The 21216-nt window shown below is 34.4% G+C and carries 12 protein-coding genes; 5 read left to right on the top strand and 7 right to left on the bottom strand.

Annotated elements, in window-relative coordinates:
* Positions 1 to 94: 94 nt before the first annotated feature.
* From QO182_RS09055 to QO182_RS09040, 4 genes are all read right to left on the bottom strand, one after another.
* Complete coding sequence (locus tag QO182_RS09055; RefSeq protein ID WP_371540833.1) at positions 95 to 1234, bottom strand: exo-beta-N-acetylmuramidase NamZ domain-containing protein; 1140 nt, start codon at positions 1232 to 1234, stop codon at positions 95 to 97.
* 177 nt (positions 1235 to 1411) lie between these two features.
* The gene (locus tag QO182_RS09050) at positions 1412 to 2242 is read right to left on the bottom strand and encodes a DUF4397 domain-containing protein (RefSeq protein WP_371561109.1); all 831 of its coding nucleotides are present in this window, start codon (positions 2240 to 2242) and stop codon (positions 1412 to 1414) included.
* A 26-nt stretch (positions 2243 to 2268) separates the two neighbouring features.
* On the bottom strand, positions 2269 to 3816 hold the full coding sequence (locus QO182_RS09045; RefSeq protein ID WP_371561107.1) for a SusD/RagB family nutrient-binding outer membrane lipoprotein: 1548 nt from the start codon (positions 3814 to 3816) through the stop codon (positions 2269 to 2271).
* Positions 3817 to 3827: 11 nt separating this feature from the next.
* On the bottom strand, positions 3828 to 6914 hold the full coding sequence (locus QO182_RS09040) for a SusC/RagA family TonB-linked outer membrane protein (RefSeq protein WP_371561106.1): 3087 nt from the start codon (positions 6912 to 6914) through the stop codon (positions 3828 to 3830).
* Positions 6915 to 7131: 217 nt separating this feature from the next.
* Here QO182_RS09040 and QO182_RS09035 point away from each other — a divergent pair, with 217 nt between their 5' ends.
* On the top strand, positions 7132 to 7881 hold the full coding sequence (locus QO182_RS09035) for a DeoR/GlpR family DNA-binding transcription regulator (RefSeq protein ID WP_371540757.1): 750 nt from the start codon (positions 7132 to 7134) through the stop codon (positions 7879 to 7881).
* A 293-nt stretch (positions 7882 to 8174) separates the two neighbouring features.
* Here the strand turns inward: QO182_RS09035 and QO182_RS09030 are convergent, their stop codons facing one another.
* The 3 genes from QO182_RS09030 to QO182_RS09020 form a co-directional block, all read right to left on the bottom strand.
* Positions 8175 to 9383 carry an anhydro-N-acetylmuramic acid kinase gene (locus QO182_RS09030; RefSeq protein WP_371540754.1) on the bottom strand — a complete coding sequence of 403 codons (1209 nt, stop codon included), beginning with the start codon at positions 9381 to 9383 and terminating at the stop codon, positions 8175 to 8177.
* A gap of 472 nt (positions 9384 to 9855) precedes the next feature.
* A complete protein-coding gene (locus QO182_RS09025; RefSeq protein ID WP_371540752.1) occupies positions 9856 to 11124 on the bottom strand; it encodes a carbohydrate-binding protein SusD in 1269 nt (422 codons plus the stop codon).
* Positions 11125 to 11142: 18 nt separating this feature from the next.
* Positions 11143 to 14202 carry a SusC/RagA family TonB-linked outer membrane protein gene (locus QO182_RS09020; RefSeq protein WP_371540750.1) on the bottom strand — a complete coding sequence of 1020 codons (3060 nt, stop codon included), beginning with the start codon at positions 14200 to 14202 and terminating at the stop codon, positions 11143 to 11145.
* A 217-nt stretch (positions 14203 to 14419) separates the two neighbouring features.
* On the opposite strand from QO182_RS09020, the gene QO182_RS09015 reads away from it, so the two are divergent.
* The 4 genes from QO182_RS09015 (at position 14420) to QO182_RS09000 (ending at position 21180) form a co-directional block, all read left to right on the top strand.
* Positions 14420 to 15169, top strand: a complete 750-nt coding sequence (locus tag QO182_RS09015; protein ID WP_371561139.1) for a DeoR/GlpR family DNA-binding transcription regulator — start codon at positions 14420 to 14422, stop codon at positions 15167 to 15169.
* A 114-nt stretch (positions 15170 to 15283) separates the two neighbouring features.
* A complete protein-coding gene (gene nagB / locus QO182_RS09010) occupies positions 15284 to 17209 on the top strand; it encodes a glucosamine-6-phosphate deaminase (protein ID WP_371561103.1) in 1926 nt (641 codons plus the stop codon).
* Between the two features lie 134 nt (positions 17210 to 17343).
* A complete protein-coding gene (locus tag QO182_RS09005) occupies positions 17344 to 20250 on the top strand; it encodes an FAD-binding and (Fe-S)-binding domain-containing protein (protein ID WP_371561101.1) in 2907 nt (968 codons plus the stop codon).
* Positions 20251 to 20355: 105 nt separating this feature from the next.
* Complete coding sequence (locus QO182_RS09000; RefSeq protein WP_371561099.1) at positions 20356 to 21180, top strand: alpha/beta hydrolase; 825 nt, start codon at positions 20356 to 20358, stop codon at positions 21178 to 21180.
* Positions 21181 to 21216: the final 36 nt, after the last annotated feature.

Here is a 21216-nt window from a genome sequence, read left to right as displayed (position 1 = left end):
TTTTTTAAGTATGATATTTAAATAGGGGCAAGGGCAGTTGTAAAATAATAGGCATATTATTTTTTTAAATTATAACCATAAATGTTTGATGGTCTTATGGATAGATTAAATAGTGTTGTCTCATTTTCTTGAAATCATTTAGATCTTTGGTCCATGTTTTTCTAATTTCATTTTCTGAATTTCCCTTTTCAATTTGTTGTTGAAGTTTTTTTGTTCCAGCTAGTTTTGTAAAAAACGCATTAAAGAATTTAGTTTTGTCGCCCGTATTTTGATACGCTTTGATAAGCCATTTAAGCTCTAGCTGAGTTACTTTTTTACTGGATGATAGATCTTCACCAAAGCATTCTTTTCCGTTATGCATTGGGTCTTTTGCACCAAAATTTGGTTTTGGAGTAAAAGTAAAATTGAAACTATTTTTATTTAAAAAAGGAGAGCCATAAATTTGAAATTGCTTTTCAGTACCTCGACCTACACTCACATTAGTACCTTCAAAAAAGCATAAACTTGGATATAGATTTATGGATTGATCGTTAGGCAAATTCGGAGATGGTTTAATGGGTAAATTATAGGACATATTATGGTTGTAGTTAGTGCAAGGGATAACAGTAAGCGTACATTGGATCCCATTTTTCAACCATTTTTCACCGTTAATCATTTTTCCGTATTCTCCAATAGTCATTCCATGAAGCAAGGGAATAGGGTGCATGCCTACGAAACTTGTAAATTCTTTTTCTAAAAGAGGACCATCAGTAATGCCTCCGTTTGGATTTGGTCTGTCAAGAATTACAAGCGGAATTCCATTTTCGGCACAAGCTTCCATGACGTAGTGTAAAGAGGAAATATAGGTATAGAAACGGGCGCCTACATCTTGTAAATCAAATACCATGATATCAATACCAGCTAATTGTTCCTTTTTTGGTTTTTTATTATCCCCATAAAGAGAAATAATTGAAAGTCCGGTTTTTGGATCTTTTCCGTCAACTACGTGTTCACCTGCATCTGCGGTACCTCGAAAGCCATGTTCAGGAGCAAAAATGGTTTGAATATTTATCTTTTTCTCCAATAGAAAATCTACTAAATGAGTTTTGTCACTAAGAATCCCCGTCTGATTAGTAACAAGTCCAATCTTTTTGTCTTTTAATAACGGAAGGTATTTCTCATAATTATCAGCTCCAGTTTTAATGCTGCTTTTTGGAGTCATTAAAAGCACATCTATTTCCTTTTTTAGAGGCATCGAATGGATGCAAATAGGTGCAATAAAAAACAAAATAAAAGTTACTTTTTTTATAAATAAGTCCATGGTAATTGAAGATTAGTCTTATGTTGTTAAAGCCAGAAATTGGTCAAGATAAAGGTAGAATAAACCACCTTAGCAGAGCTAAAGTGGTTTATTTCCAGTAAAATTAATGGGTTATTTATTAGTGAAATAGGTCAATACAGGAATATTGACAGTAGCACTAGGTAAGCCTTTTGATAAACCTCCTACATATCCTCTACAGATAAAGGTATAGACTCTACCTTTTCGAGCAGTAAGAGTTGATTTAGCAATCACTGTCGTAGATCCTACGGCACGCAATTGAAATTCATAAGTAGTCGATTCTAAATCGGCTATTGGTGTAATTGGGATAAAAACTTCGTTACCTTTTAAGTAGCCAACTCCAGAAAAAACAACTGCGTTGCTATTAAGTTCTTTAATTGATAAGTCAAACCCTGTACTTGGTGAGTTTGCAATTACATTTATAAAACGGATATAGGCCATTGTCGGATCCTTTTCAGCTACAGATAAATCATCGTTAATTGTGTAGGCAGTATAATTAGGAGATAAACCTACTAAGAAACTAGTGTAATTCTTTTTGGCTTCAATATTAAAAGGAGAAGTAAGTAATGCAGTAGCCTCTGTAGTAGCATTCGCTGGAATTTCTACCTTCAAATTTTTATCGCCCGAGGGAATTAATGAATAGTTTATCGCAGCTGGATAAGCACTTCCATATCCAATCCCTAGTGGTAGACCTGATGATACGTTTACACTAGTCGTTTTTACATCGTCAACGTACCAATTTGCAGTAAAATTTACTCCATTGGGACCTATTGCAGTATGCTGGAACTTGACTAGAGCAGCAGTTTCAGGAACACTTTCTTGATAGGGTGAAAAATTAGTTTCATCACCACAAGAAGAAAAGACGCCTAAAGTAAGTACAGCTAATCCTAAGTACTTCGTAATTGTTATTTTTATATTTTTCATCTGAAATTTATTTAAAATTAAAATAATTATGGTTTAGAGAACCACATTTCTTCTGTGTGATAATCAGGTTTGTCGGCTCCAATTGATTGAAGTGCGGCAAAGTTCCATACGTATTCTGAATTGTAACGAGGACGAACTCTATACGCTAATTTTCCATTGTTATCTGGTGATAATATAGGAAAAACCATTGTTTCGTACACTAAAGGATCATAATGGTATTTTCTCATATCAGTCCATGTTTCTACGTATCCATACCCAAAAAGAGCCACATATTTTTGCATCATAATGTGTTTCAAGGTAAGATTAGCAGCTGTAGGAACTACATTTGGGTTGATCAAAAAAAGTGTTTTTTGAGCTGCTGTTATTAGAGCTGCTGTTGGAGCAACAGTAGATACAACCGTATTTCTGTTCACCATATCTATACTTGCTTCTATTCCTTTTTTATAAGCAGCTAAAGCTGTTGTTTTATCTCCTTTGATAAAGGCTGCTTCAGCTTTAATGAATTGTAGTTCAGTATAAGTCATCAAAGGAAAATCGGCAGTATTTCTAAATAGGTATCTTCCAGGAGTTGACGAGTTTCCAGATATAATCGTTCCCCATAAGTTAGGAATACGCGTTGCGGCAACCGTTCCGGCAGTTGTATTCAAAGGATTTCCTCTAAAAACTCCATCTGCAGAGGGAGAAAGTACATTAGCCATACGTGGATCAGTTGATCCGGGAAATACCGTTCCATCCATAGCGTGTACAATAAAGTCTGTTTGACGAAAACTTGATAAGTTGTTTCGACTAGGTCCGAAAAAGTTAGTATCGGAGTTCGCGATACCAGAAAACGGTACATAACAATCATCATTTATACTGGATAATGATTTGTTTACATATTCTATTACCTTATCTGGGTTATAGCTTGACTTATTGCTTAAGTTATTCGCATTTCTAGCTAAAACACCATAGGCAAATTTAATCCATTTTGTTTTATCACCACTGTAGATTAAATCTCCTTTTGCGGTATAACTAACGTCAGATTTTCCATCCGTTCTTTCTAAGTCAGCAATACCTTCTTTAGCTAATCTAGCTACTTCAGCGTAGGCTTCTTCTTGAGTTCCATAATCAAATGTCAGTCTAGAAGTAAAAGCTTGGTCAAACTTGATAAGGTCAGAATGATAATCTGTAGCTACTTGCCAAGTCCATGCTCTTATTGCTTTTGATAATCCTGCGATATCATAACGTTGATTTTTATTGGCACCATCAATAGCTTGTGTAAGATTTAGTCCAATCGTATAATAAGCCATTTTCCAAATTTCTCCACCACTATCACTATTTGCACTATATCCATATAAATCCCAAATATATCCAACTGAAGAATGAGAGAAATTTTGAGTGTATTTCCCTAAAAATCGAGCGTCATACTGAATACCTAACGCCATAGAGGACTGAATACTAGGTAAAAGATAGATAGGTTCTGTCGCAGTTGGGAAACTCGGGTTAATATTTACATCTGCTATTTCATCACGATTACAAGCTGTAGATAATAAGGCTACCATTGATACAGCTATATATTTTGTTATGTTTTTCATTTTATAATTTATTAAAGTCCAAATTTAAAACCTAGATTAAAACCTCTTGGAGTAGAAAGTACTCCGTAATCAAATCCTGTACCACCAGCACCACCTGAACTTGCGTTCAAACCATTTACAGATGGATCTGCTCCTGTATAATTAGTAACCATAAAGGCATCAGTAACGGTAATATACATAGAAATGCTAGTAAAAAACTTTGTTTTGTTCAATAGTTTCGAAGGGAATTTGTAGCTCGCTGTGATGTCTCGCATTCTTAACCAGTTGATGTCTTTCTCGATAAAATCAGAGTCAACATAATTAAAATTGTAAGCCTCATTTTGATAGTAAGGTGTTACTTGAATATTGTTTTGTGTTGGTGTTGCAGTGTTTTCTAAACCGTCTTGTAAAACTCCTTTTAATACTCGAGGCGTTTCGCGATCTAACGTTTTTGTGCTTAGACCTTGAGTGTATAAATACGCTGCTGTTCCATTATAAATATCACCTCCTTTACGGATGTCTAAAAGAAAGGATAATTTAAAGTTCTTGTAATTAAAACTATTTTGAAGACCAATTACAAAATCAGGGTTTCTATCACCTACAATTGGGAACGATTGGTCTTTCAACGCTTGTCCATTAGATGGGTTAATTAAAATGTCTCCGTTGTCATTTCTCAAGTTGGTATATCCTGTGAATGTAGTCAATGAAGATCCTACTCGAGCGCCACCTCTTATGTTTCCAAATAACCAAGTATCTGATGTATAATATTCAGGTAAAGTAGGAGGTAGGTTTAATAATTCACTGTCTGTTTTTGTGAAATTGGCCATAACATCCCAACTAAAGTCATTTGTCAAAATAGGTGAACCAGTAAGGGTGATTTCAAGACCTCTGTTTTGTAGTGCACCAAAATTGAATGCAGTCAATACAAATCCCGTTCCATAACTTAAACGCATGTTGTTGATAATAGGGTTGTCTGTTTTTCTTTTGTAAACAGCAACATCTAAACCAATTCTGTCTTTAAGGAAACGCAATTCTGTACCAAGTTCTGTTGATGTATTCATCTCCGCTTGAAGATTAGGATTTGCTCCAGTCACTGAGTATCCAAAACCTCCACCAGTGGTTGATTTTGTTTCATAAGTAGGTGATATGGAATAAGGTTTAGCATCATTAGCCACTCTTGCAAACGAAGCTCTTAATTTTCCATAAGATAAAATATTACTGTTCTTTAATGCTTCTAATTCTGTGAATACAAAACTTAAAGAAGACGATGGGTAAAAGAAGGAGTTATTTGCTCGTGGTAATGTTGAAGAAACATCATTTCTACCTGTTAAAGTTAAGAAAACGATTTTATCATAGTCTACAGTAAACTCACCAAAAATACCATCCACACGTCTTTTAATAATTCTTTCTTGTGAACGCTGTGTTAATGGATCTGTATTATTGATATTCATTACGTCTGATTCGTAGTATTTTTCACCTTTTGTAGAAAGAATCTTATAATTGTTCTCTAATCGAGCTACACCTACACGAAGTAGACCATTGAATTTTCCAATTGATTTTTTAGCGGTACCAAATCCTAAATAGTTATAATTGTTAGACTGATCTGTATACTGTTCAAAATAACCTCCAGTAGAAATTCCTGTACCACTACCTATTCCGAATGCGCTTCTTGCTGATTCTGGATGTACTGATTTGAATCCTTGAGTTGAGTTGGCGTCAATACCAAAACGTCCTGTAAAACTTAACCACGATAATGGATCATAAGTTAAAGAGACATTAGTTAGAATACGATTGTTTTTATCGTTTCCTCTATTTTTATTTACTTCAAAAAACGGATTATCTACTTCAGTATCATTTGACCCATCAGTAATTTTGCGTCGGCTACCATCTGAATTTAGATAGTTAGTTACGTCCTCATTAGCAGGGTAGCTTAATAGACTTAATAAAAATCCACCAGCACCTTTAGATGTTTTATCTGTTTCAGACTTGATGTAAGAGAAAGTAGCTTCCGACTTTAATTTACTCGATAGTTTTACAGTTCCGCTTAAAGATAGATTCAATCGATTATAAGCTGAATTTGGAACAACACCAGTTTGCTCTAAATTAGACATAGACAAACGATAAGTCAATTGTTCTGTTCCGGCATCAAAAGTTAGGGAGTTTGTTTTCTTAATCCCTGTCTCAAAGAAGTTGTTGATGTTGTCATATAGTTGAGTTCCTTCTGGATATTTTTCTCCAAAATGCCTGCGATAATTATCATTTGTTATACCATTTGAACCTCTTTGATATACTCTTTGAGTTTCAGGAAATCTATAAACATCATCTAATCTAATATCTGTTGAATATGTGAATGAACCTTTTCCATTTTTTCCTTTTTTAGTAGTAATGATTATAGCTCCATTTCCTGCCTCGATACCATATAATGCTGCTGCTTCTGGTCCTTTTAATACAGTAACTGATGCAATATCATCAGGGTTAATATCTGCACCACGATTGGTGTAATCAGTATCTCTATTAGGACCATTTGATATTAATAATCCTTGATCTAGCGTAGAGTTACTAATGGGTAAACCATCAACAATAAACAAAGGTGAGTTATTTCCACTCATGGAGTTTACCCCTCTAAGTTGGATTGCTGCCGAAGCACCAGGAGCACCAGATGTACTGGTAACAGTCAAACCGGCAATTCTTCCTTGCAAAGCATTGATGAAATTTTCTCTTTGAGTATCGGCAATTTCGTCACCTTTTACTCCTTGAGTAGCATAACCTAAAGATGCTTTTGGTCGGTTAATACCAAAAGCTCCTGTTACAGTAACTTCTTTTAGTGTTTCAGCACCTTCACTCAGGGTAAGATTTAATTTTGATCCTGTTACTTTTAATTCTTTGGTTTCAAAACCAATATAACTAAAGACAAGTGCGTCAGTAGACGATGCATTAATCGTGTAGTTACCATCTAAATCAGTGATACTACTTTTGGTAGTACCTTTAATAAGAACTGTAACTCCCGGAATCGGAATCCCATCGGCTTTGTTTTTTACAGTTCCAGTTATTGTTTTTGTTTGTGCAAATGTGGTTTGAACAAACAAAAACAATAATGAAATCAGGAATAATTTTTTCATAATTATTTGGTTTATGTTATGGTTATTAAACAAATATATTTATTTTTTGCATATAAATGCAATATGTTTCCGTTTATTTTCGATTTTAAGGCAAATAACGCAATATAACGCATGTTTAAGGGTTTGAAAATCGCATTTATTCTTTGGGAGTAGCTAATTGTCTCCATATTAATGATTTATTTTAATACATTTGTATCCTATCATTTACTTTAGAACTATGTTAAAAGCAGAAAGGCGCAATTATATAATGAATAAACTTGCTGAAGAGCAGCGAGTTAGTACCATAGAGTTAGCTGAGCTATTGGTTGTGTCTGAAGATACTATTAGAAGAGATTTAAGCAAGTTGCATGAAAGAGGTCTTCTTGAGAAAGTATATGGTGGTGCGATTCCTATTGCTGACAAGCCTAGAAATGTTTTTGATATCGTAATATCTAACGAAACAAAGAAAAATGAAATAGGCCATAAGGCACTTTCTTTACTTCATGATGGTCAGGTAATTATTATGAGTGGAGGTACTACAAACTTGGTTTTTTCTAAATTAATTCCGCCGTTATTAAACGCAACAATCTATACATATAGTTTGCCTATTGCAATGCAATTATCTCAATACCCGAATATTGACTTAATATTTATTGGTGGTAAGATGCAAAAAAATGCCATGGTAACCATTGGAATGGATGTGCTTAAGGTTTTGTCTAAAATCAAAGCAGACATTTGTTTTATGGGGGTGAGTAGCGTAAGTGCTAAGCAGGGACTAACCGAAACAGGTTATGAAGTTTCGATTGTTAAAAAAGCAATGCTGGAAGCATCTGATAAGGTAGTTTTAATGTTAACTGCTGAAAAATTGAATACTAAGATGCCTCACGTAGTTTGTGAGATTAGTAGCTTAAATACGATGATAACTGACTTAAATCCAGAGGACGAGGTCTTAGAAGAATACAGTAGAGCTGGGATAACCATACTTTAATGCGTGATTTAGCATTGTTTAAAAAGTAGTTGTTGAGATAACGCATGTCTGTGCATTTTTTTTTCTGTATTTGTGGAGTTAACTTTCTTAAAATACAACGAAGCTATGGACGAAATACCCAACAAAAATAAACGTAAATAAAATTAGGTAGAGAGGATTACAAGCGTGCCTATTTACATGGGACAATCGAGTAGAAGTGTCTTGAAAGCTCACTGGCTTGCCGACTATAATCATAAAAATTGAGATAACATTTCTTAAAAAGACTATTACCTAAAATTGTTCAAAAATCATTTTTAATTAGGAAATGAAATTTTACCCATTGAAATGGACGGAACACCTTCTCTTTTTCCGAATTCAGCTTCACCGCCAGATAAAGTTTCGTTAGCTAAAACTGCAAATAATACGGCTTCCTTTGCATCTCCTAAAATGCCTAATTCATCGGTTCTTTTAAACTTACAAGGCAGTAATTCATTTAAATATTGAATCAATAAGGGGTTGTGCATGCCTCCTCCTGAGACGTAAACAGTAAACTCACAGATATTTAAACCGGAGTTTTTAATTGGATATTCTATAGCTTCAATAATTGTTTCGGCACTAAAACGGGTTAAGGTTGCTAATAAGTCTGAGATACTAATATCTTCATTGTTACTTTGTACGATAGCTTTTTGAACATATTCAATATTAAATAATTCAGGACCTGTAGTTTTTGGGAATGCAGTTTTGAAGAATATATCTGATTTAAGTTGAGAAAGAAGGTCTTGGTTCACTTGACCTTTTTTTGCTATTGCAGCATCTTTATCATACGACATCTCTGGAAAGTGTAATCGGGTGAATGCATCAATTAAAGTATTTCCTGTCCCTGTATCGGTGACAAAAACATCTTCAGAATTCATAGTTGATGGTAAATAAGTAAAGTTTGCTATTCCTCCTAAATTTAGCATAATTCTATTTTCTCCCTTTTTTCCAAAAAGGAAATAGTCTCCGTAAACTGCCAGCGGTGCGCCTTCGCCTCCTGCTGCAAGATGTTTTTGTCTAAAATCAGATATTGTGATAATACCGGTTTTTACAGCTATATGATCTCCATCACCAATTTGAAGCGTCGCATTTGGAAACTTATCTATTTTATGTTGGGTTTTAGGGATATGCATTACAGTTTGTCCGTGAGAAGCTATAATATCAATTTCAGAAGATTTTAAATCCCATTTATGAAGGGCTTCATTAATCTTTTGAGCATGCAGCAAGCCAATCCATTCGTTTAATAATGCCAAATGTCGAAAATCAATGTTTTTTTTAGCAAAAACGGTACGGATTTCCTTCTTGATGTCTTCAGAGTAATCCGAAGTCTCAAAATGAGTTACTTTAACATTTGTATTTTCTCCTGAACCTGAAATTTCACATAAGGCTATGTCAAGACCATCTAACGAGGTACCAGACATTAACCCTATAATTTTTCGAACAGGTTTTCTTGCAATGTTATAAAGCGATTCAATATTTTTATTCATCTGTTCAATTTTTAAATTTTTCTTTTCCCATAATGGACTAAACTAGAACTAAAAGTAATCTTGATTTGTTTTGCTAAGGTTTAGAATTATAAATATCTGTTTTGAACATTTTAAATTATTTCGCTAACTTATTGGCAAGTATTGCTACTCTGACTCTTTTGTGTTCTAATACTAATTGTTGAGCATCATCCTCATTAATTTCCAATTCATCAATAAGCATTTTAATACCTCTTTCTACTAATTTTTTGTTACCACGTACCTTATTACAAAACCCATACTAGTAATTTCTTACTTTTTTTAATCATCCCAAGCTGGGTTATAGTCATCTTTGGCATTTTTAACTGCTTTTCACATTGCAGAATCACCACCTACAATAATTCGAATAACTAAACCATTTTTTTTATAATTAAAGCTGATTTAAAAAAACGACGAGGTAAATATTTCTAATTACCTCGTTGTTGATTTTTCTTTTTTAATTAGCAGGATCTGCAGGTGTATTAGTATTGTTTAAACGTTCAGAGTCTGGATAAGGATACCAATTTCGGTTTCTTTCTGTCGTTGGACGGTCAAAACGTCTAGTATCTTCTAATTTTAGACCTGACATGTATAATTCGACACAACGATTTCTGTAAATTTCAGACAAAAGGCTCGATTGATTTAGTAAGCCAGTGTAAGGCGGTAAATTTGCACCAATCCCAAAGGCATCATTTGCCGCTGTTTTAGTTAAGATCTTGTCTAGTTCTACTTTTGCTTCAACAAGCATATTGGGAGTCTTTCTAGCATAAGCCTCCGCTTTTATTAATGTGATTTCTCCAGGTAAATAAACAGGTATTGCTTTTATATTTGAATTAAAAAAACCAGCGGCAGTCGTTGGACTTGAACCCGGAGTGATATAAAAGGCAATACGTGCATCTATGCTTATTGGTGCTAGATTGCTAGGTAAGCCAAAACTTCTATCTATTGGCTGATATACATTATTTGTTAAAATTGAATTGAATGCAATTGGGTTATTACTTACTGCATCGTATAAAAAAGTTGATTTAGACTTTAGATCAACTAAATTAGCATGTTCTAATGCTTTATCATAATTATTAGACATGAGATAGTAACGGGCTAAAAGAGCATTTACTGTGTTTTTATAGTTAATACCAGATATTAAACCTGTAAACCCATTGGCATTAGCTAAAAAAGGTTCGGTAGATTTTAATGTAGCTATTACTGCACTTAGTACTTCAGTTCTTGAGTTAAATGGAGCATTTTTCATTGTTTTCAATGGAACGCTCTCATAAAATTGAATTAACGTGCCCAATGCCATTGCCTTATATATTGATGCATGGGTTAAAATACTAGCTTTTTCACTTTCAACGGTGATAACATTAATGTTATCTAGTATTTTTTGGGACTCTGCATTAATTACTAAGCATTGTGACCATAGGTTATTGGTTAGTCCATTTTTAGCAGTTAAAGAAACACCCCCAATCGACAGTTCACCCTCCTCTGCATTACCAGCATTGATTAGTCTCAATTCATTAGTAGTAAATCCGTTTGCTGTGATAATAGTATAAACAGGGCTTATTCTTGATGTACTCCATAACTGTTGTAAACCATTTGCAGCTCCTATTAAACCATCTCTACTATTAAGAATTTGTTCTTGTGAAGGCTTAGTTGGATCTAAGAATTCCTCGTTGCAAGAAGTAAATGAAACACTTACTATTAGTATGATTATAAATATTTTCTTCATTTGTTTTTCTTTTTTTTATTAAAATTGAAATTTTAACGCTAATGAATATGATCTAGGGATTGGTACTGTACCAAAATTATATTTAGCTACTGATGATTGCCCTCCAGAGTTAGTTTCAGGGTCGAAACTTGTGAATTTATCCCAGGAGAATAAGTTTCTACCACTTGCATTAATAGTTAAGTCATCAAAAAAGCTATTCAATTTCCCGAAAGAATAACTAAACGAAACTTCTCTCAATTTGATGTAACTACCATCTACAACTCTAAATTCTTCAATTCCATATATCGACCATATATATCCTCTGGGTAATTCCCCATTAAGTTCTTTTTCAACTAATTCTCCATTTCCAACTCCTTGTCTTGTTCTGTAATCTGCATCAAATACATCCACACCCTGAACACCGTCAAATAAAATAGACATACCAAATTTTTTGTAATTTAAATTGGCACCGAAAGAGATAATGTAATCTGGATTAGGATCTCCTATTTTTGTATTAAGGATAGTTCCTGTAGGTTGTCCACTTGCATCTCTCGTAGGATTTCCAGTTAGAGCATCTCCTTTTTCAACTTGTGGATATCCATTTGCAGTAAGTAGCAAGCTACCGTCTGTGTTTCTAGCGTAATACGTACCATAATAAATACCAATTGGTTGTCCTTTTTCTACAAATACTGGTGCTCCAGAAGGATTACTGTCTAATTTGAATCTTTGCTGCGGCAAACCAGTCACTTTATTTCTATTGCTGCTGTAGTTTACATACACATCAAGATTAAGATCTTCTTTCTTGATCACATCATATCGCAATCCAATTTCTAAACCTTTATTATTCATTTCTCCAATATTTTGGATGGTATTGGTAGATCCTGTTGAACTTGCTAGTTGTACCGGTAATAATAAGTCTACTATATCTGCATTGTAATAACTAAAAGACAGATTTATACGGTCGCTAAGAAAGCCTAGGTCAGCACCAACCTCGTATGTTGAGCTTTTTTCAGGGCGTAAGTCTAAATTTCCTTTTTTGAAGCCTTCAAGGGTAAAGGAAGTATTTCCGATAAGGTTTCCTGTAGAATAATTTGTGAATCTAGCATAAGGAGTTATTGCTGTCAAACTCCCAGATTCTCCCCAAGAACCACGTAAACGGGCTGAACTTATAGGAGAGTCTTGCATGAATTTCTCATCAGACAATACATAACTAGCACTTACTTTAGGATAAAACTGTGAGCGGTTTTCTTTTGAAAAAACAGTTGAGGCATCTTGTCTTCCTGCTATAGTTATGAAAAGTTTGTCATTGATCCCAATAGTTTCTTGCAAATAGTAACCCCATAGATTATATTTTGATTCACCCGCGCTAGGAGATCCTGGAAGCAATGTGTTAAAAGCATTAATTGTTTGAACAAACGGTTTTAAGTCTCGACCTTCAATCGCAAAAAGTTCGTCTCTGTAAGTTTGCATATTATAACCTGCAAATGAGGTTAGTTTTATATTTTTAGTGATATTCCAAAGGTATCTCAAGTTCAAATCATTGTTGAATTGCACGACTCTATTTGAGGCTTCAGAAACATAACCGTCATTAAAATAAGTTCCATTCACGGGAGAGTATGGATATCTTGGTATAAAAACTTTTCCTTTTTGGTTGTAATTGTCTAATCCAAAAATGAAGTCAGCATTAAAGTTTTTGAATGGTTTATAATTCAATTGAATATCAGAAACCATACGATCTGTTTTTTGTGTAATGTTGAAAGTTTCAATTACAGATAAAGGATTTACTCTATTTGGATCTACTGACATTAAATCACCATTTGAGCTTCTTTGATTGATGTCATAAATATTATTTGTGATAGTTATCGAATTAATTGGGCTCCAAAAAACATTACCATCTGGTTTCTCATTCGAGCTAGAAGTAATATAATTTAAGCCAATCGACGCTGTTAATTTGTCACTGAAGTCATGCTGTAATCTTATTTTGGCTCCTAATCTTTCAAAATCAGTATTTTTAACAATTCCTTCATTTTTTAAATAACCAATAGATGAAAAATATTTTGTTTTATCATCGCCGCCTCTTAAAGAAAAATAGGTGTCATTTCCTATTCCAGTGGTAAAAATATCATCTTGATAATCATACCTTTTAATTCCAGAAATGGTTCGTGTTTCTAAATTTCTTCCAGCTACTAATACGGTAGTTGCAGTTGCAGCTTGTCCTTGTATTGGAAATAATGCTGGAGAAGAATTGACGAATTGTTTGTCAGACATATTAACACCAACTTTTTTACGTAGGCTATTTGAAGTCAGACTTGTTGAAAACGTATACTTCGTTTCTCCTGATTTTCCTTTTTTTGTTGAGATCAAAATAACTCCATTTGCAGCTCTGGAACCATATATTGCTGCCGCAGCACCTCCGTTTAGGACTTCAATGCTTTCAATGTCGTTCGGGTTTATGTCAGACGACCTGTTTTGTCCAATTTGTAGGTTTGAATTTCCTTTACTTACATTAAGGTTTGTAAGATTTGTAGTTGCATTATTCAATACAACACCATCAATAACATACAAAGGATCTGAGGAACCTAGGATAGAAGAAGTTCCTCTAAGTTTTATGCTGAATCCACCAGCTGGATCTCCAGAGTTTTGAGAAACTTGGGCACCAGCAATCTTTCCTTGTAAAGCAGATGAAAGATCTACAGGTTTTGCTTGATTGAGTTCTTCTGCTTTCAAACTTGTAACTGCATTTCCAAGTTCTTTTCTAGTTACTCGTACCGTAGAACCCAAGACAACAACTTCGTTTAGGGTATTAAGTTCTTCAGATAAATTGATGCTGAAATTAGTTGTTTTTTCTGTTACTTTTAATTCTCTGGTTTCAAAACCAATATAACTAAAAATAAGAGCATCATTAGGCGATGCATTAATCAAGTAGTTACCATCTAGATCAGTGATGCTACTTTTTGTAGTACCTTTAATAAGTACTGTAACTCCCGGAATAGGAATTCCATCAGCTTTGTTCTTTACAGTTCCAGTAATTGTTTTTGTTTGTGCAAATGTGGTTTGAACAAAAATAAACAATAATGAAATCAGGAATAATTTTTTCATAATTATTTGGTTTACGTTTTAGTTAGTACACAAATGTATTTATTTTATGCATACAAATGCGATGTTATCAGATGTATTTTAATTTTTTACTCAAATAATGCATTATAACGCATTTTTTTTGGGGTCGAAAGTTGTTTTAATCCTTGGGTGTCCCTAATCGTCTCCATATTAATGATTTATTTTAATACATTTGTACTCTATCATTTACTTTATCACGATGTTAAAAGCAGAAAGGCGCAATTATATAATGAATAAACTTGCTGAAGAACAGCGAGTTAGTACCGTAGAGTTAGCTGAGTTATTGGCTGTGTCTGAAGATACTATTAGAAGAGACTTAAACAAGTTGCATGAAAGAGGTCTTCTTGAGAAAGTGTATGGTGGCGCGATTCCTATTGCAGATAAGCCTAGAAATGTTTTTGATATAGTAATATCTAACGAAACACAGAAAAATGAAATAGGCCATAAGGCACTTTCTTTACTTCATGATGGTCAGGTAATTATTATGAGTGGAGGTACTACAAACTTGGTTTTTTCTAAATTAATTCCGCCATTATTAAGCGCAACAATCTATACGTATAGTTTGCCTATAGCAATGCAATTATCTCAATACCCGGATATTGACTTAATATTTATTGGTGGTAAGATACAAAAAAACGCCATGGTAACCATTGGAATGGATGTGCTTAAGGTTTTGTCTAAAATCAAAGCAGATATTTGTTTTATGGGGGTGAGTAGTATAAGTGCTAAGCAAGGACTAACCGAAAAAGGTTATGAAGTTTCGATTGTTAAAAAAGCAATGCTAGAAGCATCTGATAAGGTCATTTTAATGCTAACTGCTGAAAAATTAAATAGGAAGATGCCTCACGTAGTTTGTGAGATTAGTAGCTTAAGTACGATGATAACTGACTTAAATCCAGAGGATGAGGTGTTAGAAGAATACCGTAAAGCTGGGGTTACTATACTTTAATGCGTTATTTTGCGTTATTCAATAATTTATTATTAAAATAACGCATTGAAACGCATTATTATGTTTTTATTTTCTATATTTGTTGTATTAACTTTCTTAAAATACAACTAAACTATGGAAGCAATTCGTAATCTAAACTATGTAGCACCTGGAAAATATGAAACAACCCGATTTGAGAAAATTCATAATGAAATTTTTAAAAATTCGGTAGATGCTTCAAAAGCAGTTGCTCAAGAAATAGCGACACTAATTAAAGTAAAGCAATCAGAAAATAAAAAATGCGTACTAGGTTTAGCTACTGGTTCTTCTCCTATAAGAGTTTATGATGAATTAGTGCGTTTGCATAAAGAAGAGGGGCTTAGCTTTAGTAATGTGATTACTTTTAATTTGGATGAATATTATCCAATGAAAAAAGAAAATAAGCAAAGTTATCACTATTTCATGCATGCCCACCTTTTCAATCATATTGATATCGCCCCTGAAAATATAAACGTACCTGATGGTGCAGTAGCTCTTGAGGATTTACATCAATACTGTACTGATTATGAATTGAAAATTAAAAGTGTTGGTGGTCTTGACTTTCAATTATTGGGAATAGGGCGTACAGGACACGTGGGTTTCAATGAGCCAGGATCACATATCAATTCTGGAACACGATTAATAACGCTTGACCACATTACAAAGGTAGATGCTTCATCAGATTTTAACGGAATAAGCAATGTTCCTACAAGAGCGATAACCATGGGCGTTTCTACAATTCTTAGATCTAAGAGGATTGTTTTATTAGCTTGGGGACAAAACAAAGCAGATATAATTAAAAGAACGATTCAAGGAGGTATTAGCGCTGAAATCCCTGCTACTTTTTTGCAAAATCATGATAACACGACCTTTGTGTTAGATCATTCGGCAGCTTCTGAATTAACGCGACTAAAAACGCCTTGGCTAGTAGAAGAATGTGTTTGGACGCCAGCATTAAAAAGTAAGGCAATTGTTTGGCTATGTCAACAAACAAATCAATCCATTTTAAAACTAACAGACAGAGATTACAATAACAATGGAATGTCTGATTTATTAGCGCAGGAAGGATCTTCTTATGATTTGAATATTAATATGTTTAATCAGTTACAGCGCACGATTACTGGATGGCCTGGAGGGAAACCTGATACTGATGATAGTAACAGACCAGAAAGAGCTAATCCGTCTCAAAAGAGAATTATTCTTTTTAGTCCTCATCCAGATGACGATGTGATTTCAATGGGAGGTACTTTCTCAAAATTAATTAAGCAAGGACACGATGTTCATGTAGTTTATCAAACATCGGGTAACATTGCCGTAACAGATGATGAAGCTTTGAAGTTTGCTGAGGTATGCACTGATTTTATTGGCGATGATCGCGCTAAAATAGATTTTAAAGAGGTGATTCATTTTTTAAACAATAAAAAGGAAGATGAAATGGATTCGCTTGAAGTTCGAAAATTAAAAGGGCTTATAAGAAGACGTGAATCGTATGCTGCAACCAGATATATTGGTTTGAAAGATGCTAATATTCACTTTTTGGATTTACCGTTTTATGAAACAGGCCAAATCAAGAAAAATCCGTTAGCTGCAATTGATATTACCATTGTTATGGATATTATTGAAAAAATAAGACCACATCAGGTGTTTGCTGCAGGAGATTTAGCAGATCCGCATGGTACTCATGAGGTTTGTTTGAATGCTATTTTTGCAGCTATGGCTACGCTAAAAAGCAAGTCGTTTATGGATGATTGCTGGTTGTGGTTGTATAGAGGCGCTTGGCATGAATGGGCTATTGATGAAATTGACATGGCAGTTCCGCTTAGTCCGGATGAAGTCATGTTAAAAAGACATGCTATCTTATTCCATCAGTCTCAAAAGGATCGCGTTATGTTTCAAGGGAATGATTCCAGAGAATTTTGGGTAAGGGCAGAGGAACGCAATAAAAGCACAGCAAAAAGCTACGATAACTTAGGTTTAGCTGAATATGAAGCGATAGAAGCTTTTAAGCGATTTGATTACTAAATAAAAATACGATTAAGGCTGCTATAACAAAATGACGATTAGCAGTTTTGTTTTAATAGTCATAATTGTTCCATTATACTTTACTATCATTTATATTTGTGAAAACAAAAGCAATACAATTTACAATGTCCAACTTGCCCCCATTAAAAGAATTAGCTGGATCTTTAGAAGGAACTCTTCTATACGATGATCTTCATAAAACACTCTATGCAACAGATGCTTCTGCTTACAGAATAATGCCTTTGGCGGCAGCCTTACCAAAAAATGAGGCTGATATTATAAAGTTGGTCCGTTTTGCCAAGGAAAACAAGATTGCTCTAACGCCAAGAACCGCAGGAACTTCTCTAGCAGGACAAACAGTTGGTAGTGGTATTATAGTAGATGTGTCTAAATATTTTACTAAGATTGTCTCTTTTGATAAAGAAAATAAAACGATTACAGTTCAGCCCGGTGTTATCAGGGATGAGTTGAATTTATATTTAAAACCGCACGGATTATTTTTTGGCCCTAATACTTCTACTTCTAATCGGTGTATGATAGGAGGAATGGTAGGGAATAATTCATCTGGAACCACATCGATACGTTACGGGGTTACCAGAGATAAAATTGTTGAGATAAAAGCAATTTTAAGTGATGGTTCGCAAGTTATTTTTGGTGAATTAACTTCGGCTGAATTTATTGAAAAAACAAAAGGCGATTCTCTCGAAAATAAAATCTACAGAAGCCTTTACGAGGAATTATCGAATGAAGCTACACAGAAGGAAATTGTAAAAGAATTCCCGAAACCAGAAATTCATAGAAGAAATACAGGATATGCAGTAGATATTCTGTTGTATTCTGATCTTTTTGGCGGAAGCCAACCCACGATTAATGTGGGGAAACTGCTTTGTGGTTCTGAGGGAACTTTAGCTTTTACTACTGAGGTCACTTTAAAAGTTGATGATTTACCCCCCACTAATAATGTGATGGTAGTAACTCATTTTACTAGTGTTCAAGAGAGTTTAGAAGCTGTTATGATTGCCATGAAACATCATTTGTACACTTGTGAAATGATCGATGATACTATTCTGGATTGTACTAAAACAAACAAAGAGCAAAGTAAAAATAGGTTTTTTATTCAAGGTGAACCCAAAGCAATAATGATGTTTGAAGTGGCTTCGCACACAAGTATGGAAGATGCGGAAATGCAAGCAGATGCTTTAATCAAAGATTTAGAAGAGAACCATTTTGGTTATGCTTCGCCAAAATTATACGGTGCCGATATTGAAAAAGTAAACGAACTTAGAAAAGCGGGTCTCGGACTTTTAGGAAGTATTGTAGGTGATGAAAAAGCTGCCGATTCTATTGAAGATACCGCTGTTGAATTGAGTGATTTGCCTAATTATATCGCAGACTTTTCGGCAATGATGAAACGCCACGGCCAAGACGCAATTTATTATGCTCATGCTGGTGCTGGTGAACTGCATTTGCGTCCTGTTTTGAATTTAAAAACAAAAGACGGCGTTTATCAGTTTCGAAATATTGCTACCGAAGTGGCACATTTAGTAAAAAAATACCGCGGTTCATTAAGTGGGGAACATGGTGACGGAATCGTACGGGGCGAATTTTTGCCTTTTATGATTGGTGAAAAAAACTACGAATTATTAAAACGGATCAAATTAGCTTTCGACCCAAATTCAGTTTTGAATATGGGGAAAATTGTCAATGCGTTAAAAATGGATGAAAATCTCCGTTTTGAAACAGGGCGAGAAGAACCTAATATCAAAACAATTCAAGATTTTTCAGATAGTATGGGAGTTTTAAGAGCTGCTGAAAAATGTAATGGCTCTGGCGATTGTCGTAAATTACCATCGGCAGGAGGGACTATGTGTCCGAGTTATCGTGCAACTCGTAACGAGAAGGATACTACTCGTGCCCGTGCAAATACTTTACGCGAATATTTGACACATTCAGAAAAAGATAATAAATTCAATCACAAGGAATTGTATGAGGTTTTTGAACTTTGTATAAGTTGTAAAGCCTGCGCTAGCGAGTGCCCGTCTAATGTAGATGTGGGTGCGCTTAAAGCAGAGTTTTTATACCAATACCAAAAAGAAAATGGTTTTTCTCTTCGAAATAAAATTTTTGCTAATAATGCTAAACTGAATAAACTTGGAAGTATTTTTCCAGCATTGACAAATTTCATGGTCAATCAACCCTTAATAAAAAAAGGAATGGGTGTGGCTCCTAAAAGAGAAGTGCCATTATTAGCTCCCAAAACATTCAGGAAATGGATTGAAAATAACAAATCAAAAACGACAACTACTTCATTTGTAAACGGAAAATTATATTTGTTTTGTGATGAATTCACGAATTATTATGACGTTACAGTAGGGATAGATGCGTATGAATTACTATCAAAATTAGGCTACGAAGTTCTTTTTGTAGATCATGAAGAAAGTGGGAGAGCCTACATCTCCAAAGGTTTTCTGGAAGAAGCAAAAGCAATTGCTACTAAAAATGTGAATACTTTTAAAGCAATTGTGTCGGCTGAAATTCCGTTGATCGGAATCGAACCATCTGCAATATTGACTTTTAGAGATGAATACGTTCGTCTGGCTGATGATAAGGCTTCTGCCGAAACTTTGGCGAAAAACTGCTTGACAATAGAAGAGTTTTTCAAAAGGGAAATTACGGCAGGTAAAATTCGTTCTGAACAATTTTCTGAGGAAGTACGAGAAATCAAAATTCATGGCCATTGCCATCAAAAATCCTTGAGTTCAATAGAGGCTACTTTTACCATGTTGAACGTTCCAAAAAACTGTACGGTTACAATCTTTAATTCAGGTTGCTGTGGTATGGCGGGTTCTTTTGGCTATGAAAAAGAGCATTATGAAATAAGTATGCAAATGGGTGAGGACACCCTGTTTCCAAAAATTAGAAGTACCGCTCCAACAACTGCCATTGCTGCCGCAGGAACAAGTTGTCGTCATCAAATTTTTGATGGAACAAATAGAAAAGCACAACATCCGGTAAGTATTTTGAATACTTTTCTGAAATAGATTTATCGAAGTTGATTGTTCTTTCTGGGTAATTGAAAAGGCTTTTTTTAGCTATTTTAGATCAAATGGTTAGTCTTTTTTAAAACCAAAATAAACTATAATGCTATGAAAAAAATAGTATATGTAACGCTTTTCTTGTTCGCTTTTTTTTATGCTAGAGCAGCTAAGGTGGATACCCTACAAGTGTACAGCGCAGCAATGAATAAAAATATTTCTAGCTGCGTTATAACTCCTGACAGCTATGATGAAAGTAGTAAAAACTTTCCAGTTGTTTATCTACTAAATGGGTACGGCGGAAATTATGCTACTTGGGTAAAAAGTTTTAAAGAGGTTGCAAAGCAAGTTGATAAATATGGTTTTATAGTAATAGGCGTAGATGGAGGTTATTCAAGTTGGTACTTTGATAGTCCAATTGATCCTGCTTTTAAATATGAGACCTATATAATGGATGAATTAGTTCCTTTTATAGATAAAAATTACAAAACGATTGCAAGTCGTGAGGGTAGAGCGGTATCAGGTCTTTCTATGGGCGGACACGGAGCATTGTATTTGGCATTGAAGCATCAGGACATATATGGTGCGGCAGGAAGTATGAGTGGCGGAGTTGATATTCGTCCATTTTCTGAAAACTGGGATATAAAAAAACGGCTTGGTTCCATAACAGATTTTCCTGAAAATTGGGAGAAAAATACGGTTATCAATATGCTTAATTTGGCAAAAAGCAATAAATTAAAGCTGATTATTGATTGTGGCGTTGACGATTTTTTTATTGATGTAAATAGAAACCTTCATGACAAGATGCTATCTTTAAAGATTGATCATGATTATATCGAACGTCCAGGAAAACACAATATTGAATATTGGGAAAATTCTTTAAAATTTCAATTGCTGTTTTTTCATAATTTTTTTAATGAGACAGTTAGGGAGTAATAGAAGTATAAAGCGAAAGAAGCGCTTGCAAAAACA

The organism is Flavobacterium sp. Arc2 (assembly GCF_041431385.1).
GTDB lineage: Bacteria > Bacteroidota > Bacteroidia > Flavobacteriales > Flavobacteriaceae > Flavobacterium.
This window is presented reverse-complemented; position numbering and strand designations above follow the sequence as displayed.